At 57.4% G+C, this 7,743-nt stretch carries 6 protein-coding genes and 1 pseudogene; 4 read left to right on the forward strand and 3 right to left on the reverse strand.

The window, feature by feature from the left end; all coding sequences use genetic code 11:
• Positions 1–71 precede the first annotated feature (71 nt).
• Positions 72–962: a ParB/RepB/Spo0J family partition protein gene (locus AWB81_RS38740; protein WP_143753768.1), complete on the reverse strand. Its 891-nt coding sequence runs from the start codon at positions 960–962 to the stop codon at positions 72–74.
• A 57-nt stretch (positions 963–1,019) separates the two neighbouring features.
• Between AWB81_RS38740 and AWB81_RS38745 the strand changes: the two genes are divergently transcribed.
• Positions 1,020–1,865: a ParA family protein gene (locus AWB81_RS38745; protein WP_087135498.1), complete on the forward strand. Its 846-nt coding sequence runs from the start codon at positions 1,020–1,022 to the stop codon at positions 1,863–1,865.
• A gap of 475 nt (positions 1,866–2,340) precedes the next feature.
• On the opposite strand, the gene AWB81_RS38750 is transcribed toward AWB81_RS38745, so the two are convergent.
• On the reverse strand, positions 2,341–2,919 hold the full coding sequence (locus tag AWB81_RS38750; RefSeq protein ID WP_327373293.1) for an ImuA family protein: 579 nt from the start codon (positions 2,917–2,919) through the stop codon (positions 2,341–2,343).
• Between the two features lie 652 nt (positions 2,920–3,571).
• Between AWB81_RS38750 and AWB81_RS38755 the strand changes: the two genes are divergently transcribed.
• The 3 genes from AWB81_RS38755 (at position 3,572) to AWB81_RS38765 (ending at position 7,168) form a co-directional block, all read left to right on the forward strand.
• Complete coding sequence (locus AWB81_RS38755; RefSeq protein WP_062643463.1) at positions 3,572–4,774, forward strand: ParA family protein; 1,203 nt, start codon at positions 3,572–3,574, stop codon at positions 4,772–4,774.
• A 5-nt stretch (positions 4,775–4,779) separates the two neighbouring features.
• Positions 4,780–5,745: a ParB/RepB/Spo0J family partition protein gene (locus tag AWB81_RS38760; RefSeq protein WP_062643458.1), complete on the forward strand. Its 966-nt coding sequence runs from the start codon at positions 4,780–4,782 to the stop codon at positions 5,743–5,745.
• 283 nt (positions 5,746–6,028) lie between these two features.
• The gene (locus AWB81_RS38765; RefSeq protein ID WP_062643461.1) at positions 6,029–7,168 is read left to right on the forward strand and encodes a hypothetical protein; all 1,140 of its coding nucleotides are present in this window, start codon (positions 6,029–6,031) and stop codon (positions 7,166–7,168) included.
• Positions 7,169–7,515: 347 nt separating this feature from the next.
• Here AWB81_RS38765 and AWB81_RS44340 read toward each other — a convergent pair.
• Positions 7,516–7,677, reverse strand: a pseudogene (locus AWB81_RS44340) (IS30 family transposase); the annotation flags it as partial.
• Positions 7,678–7,743 lie beyond the last annotated feature (66 nt).

Raw genomic sequence — 7,743 nt, forward strand, 5'->3', positions numbered from 1 at the left:
ATCTCTTTCATAGTCCTATACAAAGTAGTTGTACTAACGTAGTATAGGAAAAAATAACTACGGCTGTAGTGTTAGACAGGCTTCTTCTTAGTTTTGCGTTTTGCGTCTGGCTTCTTGACCTTCAACGTCATAATAGACATCTCTATAAGAGCAGCCATTTCTTCGGCCGTGAAAACCAACTGGTCCGGTTCGCTGAGTGGAACTTTGAACTCGAATACAATATCAGATCCTTCGCGACGGACCCGTACGTTTCCTTCTCCTTTGAGCCTGACTTTCAACAAAGCGGCGACGATTTGATCGGTCGAGCGGCGGCGAGGCACTCCCAACATTTCGGTAGCACGCGCGGCAAGCTCCTCTGTCCCTATCGCTTTCTGGAGTTGAACCAGCGTTACGCCAAGTCTGTAAGTTAGAGGCCGAGATTCAAAAAGCTCTAATACCTCAGGTGGCAGGTTCGATATTGCTATTGCTTGTGAAAGGCGAAAAGCCTTCCAATCTTTGCGAGCATCCAACGCTGCCCTGAGTGACGTCCACCGTCCTTTCGCAAGACCCCGCTGGTATTCAGCAGCCAGTGCCAACGGTGGGATCTTGGCCGGCCGTTTCGGCGGGACGGGTTCCCGTCCATCGAGAAGATCAACTATTTCGTTCCAACTTTTTCCGGTCCGATCGACTGCCGTCGCTCGGTCCTGAAGCTTTGTCGGTCCGTACTTTCGAAGCAGTTCAACGAGAGACCTCGCCGTCTCAGGCCAGATCCCCGCTACGTCGAAAAGCGAAATCACTTCTGCGGGGAGCTTTGCCACCGCGACCGCTCGGTTGAGAGCCTCGCGAGTGACCTTTGGCGTGAACCGGGCCATTGCAGCGACTGCTTCTCTTTGATTTTTCCAATTCCGGCCCAGACCAGCGTTGTAAAGATTTGCGAGCGCCAGAGGATCGCGCGATATAGGCATACCAGCAAGGGTGGACATCTTTACCTCTCCTTTTTCGCCCGATTATCGTTGGCCTGCCATCATCTTGTTGGGCGAATGAAGCCCGAAATCCCACCGCATTTCATGGAGGCGCGGCACCGCACGACTAGGAAGTCTGGGGCAAAGGGAGGCACTGGAAAGCAGGTCGTTGCAACCGTCTACGCCCCTAAAGGCGGCGTCGGAAAAACAACCATCGCTGGCAACCTCGCCTGCCGCTTTTCCCTCCGCGGCCTGAAGACGCTCATCGTCGACTTGGACTTCCAGGGCAACCTGACGATGATGTACGGCTACGAGACCGAAATGACGCCCGACGAGGCGGCTGCGGCCGGGGCCTCGCGTTCGAAGATGGTTGAATCTCACTTCGGTAGTCTGACGCCTAACTGGCCGTGCGGCCGCCGGACGCTTGCAGATGTCGTTAAGAAACCATACGGCGAGAACGGTCCACATTTGATCCCGGCGGATCTGACGCTTGATCGCCTCGATACCATGTTGACGTTCGAAACGTTCGAGGGAAAGAACTCAGAATTCACAATCGCACGAATGCTGTCCTCTCCCGTCTGCAAGGCCTCAGGATGGATCATGGTTAACCCGGCGGAACGACCCAAGCGGTCACGGTCGGTTGAGCCACCCGCAGCTACACATTCCGGGGCTACAAGGCGAGCTACTCGCCTCAAAGTGGCAGGGGCGTCGAGCGCCGTTAATCGCCGGTCAACGCTTGGCCTTCTCTTGGGCCAAGCAAGTCCCTTACAGGTAGAAACGTTGCTGTTGCATGGCCTCTACTCGGGCCGTGCAACGGCCGTACAAACCAGAACGCTAACGCTCGGCCTCTCGAGGGTCCGAGCAGGTGGCAAGCGGAATGCCTTTAGCGACGTTGCAGATGAACTTCTTTCCCCGACATCGTAGAGGCGGTCTGGAGCACGCCGGACGATTTCATCTGGGATGCCGAACTCACAGTGGATCATCCCGACGGTCGCTCTGCCTTTGATCGCCTCCAACAGCGTACGCGCACATCGGTGCCGGCGCATGTTCGTGCAGCCATGCGCGAGCACCATGCCCGCCTCTACGTGTTCGACATGCTGGCAGACCGTGAGCGCGACATTCGTAATGGCGGTGGAAGATCTGCGAGCGCGCCCTGCCTCATTTTCTCTTGCATTAACACCAGCAGGATTTTCTAGAGCGCGAACAACTGTCCGAGCTTCTCGGCTTCCCAGACTTTCCGTACCGACCGAAGTACATTTCCAACTCGTCGAACACCTGGTGCCCGTGTGCGAGTTCGGGTAGCACGCGTTCGATGTCCGGATTTCCACGATACTTTCTCCAGAACGCCCTGCCCTCCTCTAAGCCGACAGGCTCAAAGCGCTGAAGTTTTCGCGCCATGTCACGAGCTCGCCGTCGAAGCAAGCAATGACTGCATTGCGGTCGGTGCGAGAACGCGGGACGGTTTGGTTGAGCGCCCATGCGGACTGAGCAGGATCGGCGACAGCTCTAGGACCACATCGAACGGATCAACACCGATCGGACGTTTCCGTTTAACAATGCTGACCTGCACGCCGTTGGTCGCCGGACGGATCGCAAGTCGCAGCGACGCGGGGATGCGTCTTGTTGGGCCGCAAGCGGTCGCACGACAAACAGCAATGACTCGGATGACTGCGCACACAGAGTTAGACGGCGCAGCGACTCGGCACGGATGTGCTCCTGCCAGAGTAGGACGGCACCGCAGGTGTTCGTTTTCAAAAACCTGCTCCGCGGTGCAGAGCGTATCCGCAGTGCTGCCAGACCTGAGCAGCATGATCTTCTCGAGCGGAACGCCGAAATAGGAAAGTCCCAGCGCGTTCGGAAAATGCGGCGGCTTAATGAACACGACCGGTCGCTTCGATGCCGCCTTCAGCGCAGGCTCCAGCAACCGGATTTCTCCAATGCCCGTTTGTTGAACCAGCCGTTCAGTAAGCGAACCCATCGGCTAACCGCCGCCGGGCAGTTCGCCGTGAGACGGTCGTAGCCGGTGGCGACAGTGCGCCCCACCTGACGGGCAAGTTGGTTGGCTCGCCACAGGGACGGGTGGATTTCTTCAATGTCTTTCGGCAGCGCGGACATGGCGTAGTGAAGTACTGTATGGATGAACAGTGTCCTACTCTACCCCCGGCACGAGTGCCATAAGGCGGCCCGCGATCTGACCGTTAAGAGCATCAATAAGTAAGAAACATTACGAATCCCGTATTGTTTGTTACGCGCCGTCCTTGTTTGCAGTTTCCACGCGGCCGCGTGGCTGAAGTCAGGACCGGAGAGGGATCTGACAAAGGATGGCGCACGTTTTTGCGTGGAACATCCACATCAAAACTCAGCTAAATCATTGAAAATAAATCGTTTGCAGCACGAGCGGAAATCATCACCGATGTTTCACGGCTGCGACCCCTGCTTGCGTTAAAGCTTTTTCGAGATTCGACCGTAGGTGGCCCGCCACGTCTACGTCTGGCGCGTCAAAGTTTACTTGCGCTAAACCCCGTTTACGCTTTAGGCTCCGGATCAGTTCGAGTCTCCTCGATTTCGGCTTTTCTACGGTTTCGAGGGGAAACTACCAAAACAGGAAGAAAACCCAAATGGGCAACCACATGGACATCAAACTTGCGACCCCTCCGATTGAGGTGTCGCCCGATGACCTCGTGAACCTCGCCGGACGTAGCGCTCGAATGCTCGAACGCATCCGCACTCAGATGCTGCAGCCATGGCCGAGAAAGATCGCGCCCTTCTTTCCCAGCAGCAAGTTACAGGAGCTGTGCGGGATCGACAAGGCTCGCTTCTCGTACCTGATCAAGAAGGGAGAGTTGCCGGGTGGAAAGCAGGACAAGCCCGGTGGCGCCCGCTCCTTCACTCTCGCCGAGACGATGCAGTGGGTGAAAGCTGAACGTAAGCCAATGCCACGTCCAGAAGGCAAAGACGGCAAGGTCATTGCGATCGGCAATTTCAAGGGGGGTGTGACGAAGACCACGACATCAATGGTTCTAGCGCAAGGCCTTTCCCTTCGGCACGGACGCAAGGTCCTGCATATTGACATGGACCCGCAAGGAAGTGCCACAACACTGTATGGCATTAATCCACATGCGGAGGTGACTGGCGATCAGACGATCCTTCCTGTGGTCGAAGCATACGTCAATGGCGAGACACCCGACATGTCAGGTCTGCCGCAGGAGACCTACTGGGACAATCTACACCTGATCCCGTCCTCTACCGACCTGTTCAATGCCGAGTTCATGCTGCCCGCACGGGTGCACTCGTCGCCGGACGCTAAATTCTGGAACGTTCTGAACAACGCGCTCTCCGGACTGAAGAAAGAGTACGACTACATCATCATCGACACCGCGCCGACGCTCAGCTATCTGACGATTAATGCGCTCTTCGCGGCAGACGGCGTGATTGTTCCTGTGATGCCGGACACGCTTTCCTTCGCATCGATGGTTCAGTTCTGGTCACTGTTCTCGGACATGGTTTCGGGCATGCGACAGTTTGGCGAGTCCGCTCAAGACGCTAAGCATTTCGAGTTCATCGACATCCTCGTCGCCCGGATGAAGGACAAGTCGAACTCGAACGCCTCGGTGGTTCGAGACTGGGTCATCAGCACTTATGGCGACCGCGTGCTGCCGGTGGAGATCCCAGACACCGAGATTGCTCGGACGACCACCAATGACTTCTCGACGGTGTATGACTTCCCGAGCTACGACGGCAACGCCACGCTCTTTCGCCGTATCCGGGAGGCCTACGATCAGGTGGTCGATCTCGTCGACAGCAAGGCTTGCTACCTCTGGGAAAAGGAGTGAAGTTCATGTCAACAGCATCTAGGCAACGCGACAAGGCTCGCTCCATCAATCTCGACGAGGACGACGCACCCGCCAGCCCTCTCCCGCCCGTTGCCCCGCGCACCGCACCAGGTCAGTTGATCGGCCTGCAAGGTCGAGTGCATAGCCAGCAACAAGAAATTGAACAGCTCAAGAAGGTGCTTGAAGAGAGAGCCCCGTCCCGTCTCCCGGTCGCCAAGCTCCACGAGGTGGAAGGACGACGACGCAAACTCACGACTGAAGAATATGCGGAACTCAAAGCGAATCTCCAACGCTACCCCCTCGCCCAGCCCATCACGGTAACGCGTCGCCTCGACGGCGAATTCGATATTGTCGCTGGCAACAACCGGGCAGCCATCTATCGGGAACTAGGCCGCGAAGAGATTGATGCGATGGTTCTCGACATCGACGAGTCGATGATCGAGCACGCCGCCCTCTTCTCAAACCTGCTCTCCCCTGCCCTGTCCGATTTCGAGAAGTATTGGGGATTCAAGACGCTCCAAGAACAGACCGGAATCAACAAGGAAGAGCTAGCGAAGACGGCCGGGATCAGCGACACACATGTGCGTCGGATCATGAAGTTTGATCTTCTCCCCGAGGCAGCGAAAGAAACGCTGGCGCAACGACCGGAGCGGCTTGGGAGCGCAGCGGTCGAGCAACTGGTCAAGGCAGCGCGAGAAGGTCGTGAAGCACTCGTTATCGAGGCAGTCGGCAAACTTGTCGAGAGCGAGACTTTCACCCAGGCGCAAGCAGTGGCGCACGTCGCCGTAAAGAAAGAGAAGTCAGAAAGAAAGCCGGCGCTAGTAATCAAACGCGGCCAATTGCCGGTCTGTCAGATCACCTCGCGAAACGGCGTAGTAGGCGTGAATTTCCCTGAAAAGGGCGGTGAAGACGCTGACGCGTGGGCGCAGCGCATTCACGACTTTATCGAAGCAGAACTGAAAGGGCGTTGATCCGCCAAGTTGGCGGGTCAATGAAATCAACCACTTAGCAATTGAGCTCTTGGTCGGCAAGCCAAGAACTGCGAAAGGCAAGCACAAAGATGACCTAACACGCCTAGAAAGACAAAGGCCTCCGGCGGCAACCGGAGGCCTTTGAAATGGGCTTGGCTAAGCCGCCTCACCCGTTGGCACTCCCGGACGCCAATCCGGAACGAGCACCTAGCAACTCGGAGTGTAACGGAACGAGATCGGCAGTCAAGCGTAATCCACCATTTTGAGAAATGGACCGCTCGACATGTCTATCGCGCAACGTTACGTTGCTGGCGAGGGTGAAACACACCCCGAAGATTCGGCCGCCCTCATCGCTTTTCGCTGTGACTCAACCAACCTACCTTGGGTCATCTTCCGTGCTGCATTCCGGGCCGCCCATATCGAAGAGATCCCTCCGCGTGCTCGCGCGGTTCTCTCGGCCCTCGCCCGTACCGTCGACGCTGCCAAGCCATTCGCCGCCATCTTCGCCCGCCGCGAGCTCCTCACGGGTCGCGCGCTGCAGTCCATGCGCACCTTCTATCGGAGCCTCGATGACCTCGAGTCCGCCGGACTGATCGATCGTCGTGCCCAGTCGCGCTACGTCGAAGCCGGTCTCTTCGGCCGTGCATACATCCATCTCACTGAGCGCGCGGCGGCCCTTCTCGGTCTCACCGAAGAACTCCAGACGGCCTTTCCTGCGCCCGCGCAATCTTCCGTTGAGCATCCGTCTGCCAAGTTGGCAGACGGTGGAATATATAAGGATCTAAGCCCTGTTGTTTTTCAAAAGAGACAACCGGGCCAAGTGCCTGAGGACCTCCAACGCCTGCGGTCCCTGGGTTTTTTTGATTTCTTGATTTTCAAACTCATGCGCGAAGCACGGGAGCACGGCAAGCGTCTCTCCGATGTTGTCGAGGCTACGTGGGACCACCTCAAGCTCGCCAAGGCACCGATCAACTACTTGCGCAGCCTTCTACGCGGCACGGTGGACTTTACCCAACAGCTCCGCCAACAGATCGATGCCAAGGCCGAAGAACTCTCGCGACTGACCCGGACGCTGGAAGCTGAGCATCTTGCCCGCCAGAGCGCCGGACAGACGTTCGTCGATGCCACCGGCCAGCGCAAGTACGTGATCGATCACGACGGCGAGAATATGGTCGTCTACACCCTCGACGAGGGCATCGGTCGCCAGGCGGCAGGATGGAAGGAGGCCTTCGCTACGGCTCGAGCACGCGGGCAAATCCGTGTGGCCACCGAAGCCGATCTGCAGCCGTTCGGTCAGACGCGTCGATTCGCGGCCGAACCGGAGCGCGGCAGAGATCGGCCGCCGGTTACCGCTCAGATCCGGGAGCACATTGCTGGACTGCGCAGCTTATTGGGATCTCGACAGGTAATTAGGAAGGCTTAATTAATAGGCGAAAAAAGCGGATACTGCGAAGCACTTAGCTTCTGCCAAGTTGACTAACGTATTTGCCTACATTCGAGCGCTAATTCAGCGCCCGACCGACTATGCGTACTCGGCGCAAAGACGCGACGAGAGGACACGACATGAGTCGGAGCTTGCAGACAGAAGAGGGCGCGTGACGAACTAGATGCGCAGTTGCGCGCCCATTCTGGGTCCACGTTTGAGTAAGTTGCGCCCGGTACCTCGCGGCGTCCGGGGAAAACGTCACGCGATCGGACCGGTCACCAAAGGACGGACCGACCGAGAACAGTCCAGAAGCGGCGGTTTCAAGCTGAGGTGCAACGGGGAGTCTAATGTTTAGAACCATGAGGATGGCTCGCTGAAGCGAGCGTGGCGGCGAAGACCTCGAATGGAGAATGGAACGAGTGAGTGGCGCGAGGCCGGATGTTCAGGCTGTCGGCGATGGCGTCGAGTTCGTTCTGACTGTAGACCGATAGGTCAGTGCCTTCAGGCCCTGAGGTGGTCCGTCAAGGTTTTTCAGCGGGAAGTTGCGCTTCTGCTTCCGGTTCGAGACGCAC

The organism is Caballeronia arationis, assembly GCF_001544975.2.
Lineage (GTDB): Bacteria > Pseudomonadota > Gammaproteobacteria > Burkholderiales > Burkholderiaceae > Caballeronia > Caballeronia arationis.

Excerpts from the sequence above, each read along its gene's own strand:
- AWB81_RS38740 (WP_143753768.1), bottom strand. The coding sequence starts at position 962 with ATGTCCACCCTTGCTGGTATGCCTATATCGCGCGATCCTCTGGCGCTC.
- AWB81_RS38760 (WP_062643458.1), top strand. The coding sequence starts at position 4,780 with ATGTCAACAGCATCTAGGCAACGCGACAAGGCTCGCTCCATCAATCTC.
- AWB81_RS38745 (WP_087135498.1), top strand. The coding sequence starts at position 1,020 with ATGAAGCCCGAAATCCCACCGCATTTCATGGAGGCGCGGCACCGCACG.
- AWB81_RS38765 (WP_062643461.1), top strand. The coding sequence starts at position 6,029 with ATGTCTATCGCGCAACGTTACGTTGCTGGCGAGGGTGAAACACACCCC.
- AWB81_RS38750 (WP_327373293.1), bottom strand. The coding sequence starts at position 2,919 with ATGGGTTCGCTTACTGAACGGCTGGTTCAACAAACGGGCATTGGAGAA.
- AWB81_RS38755 (WP_062643463.1), top strand. The coding sequence starts at position 3,572 with ATGGACATCAAACTTGCGACCCCTCCGATTGAGGTGTCGCCCGATGAC.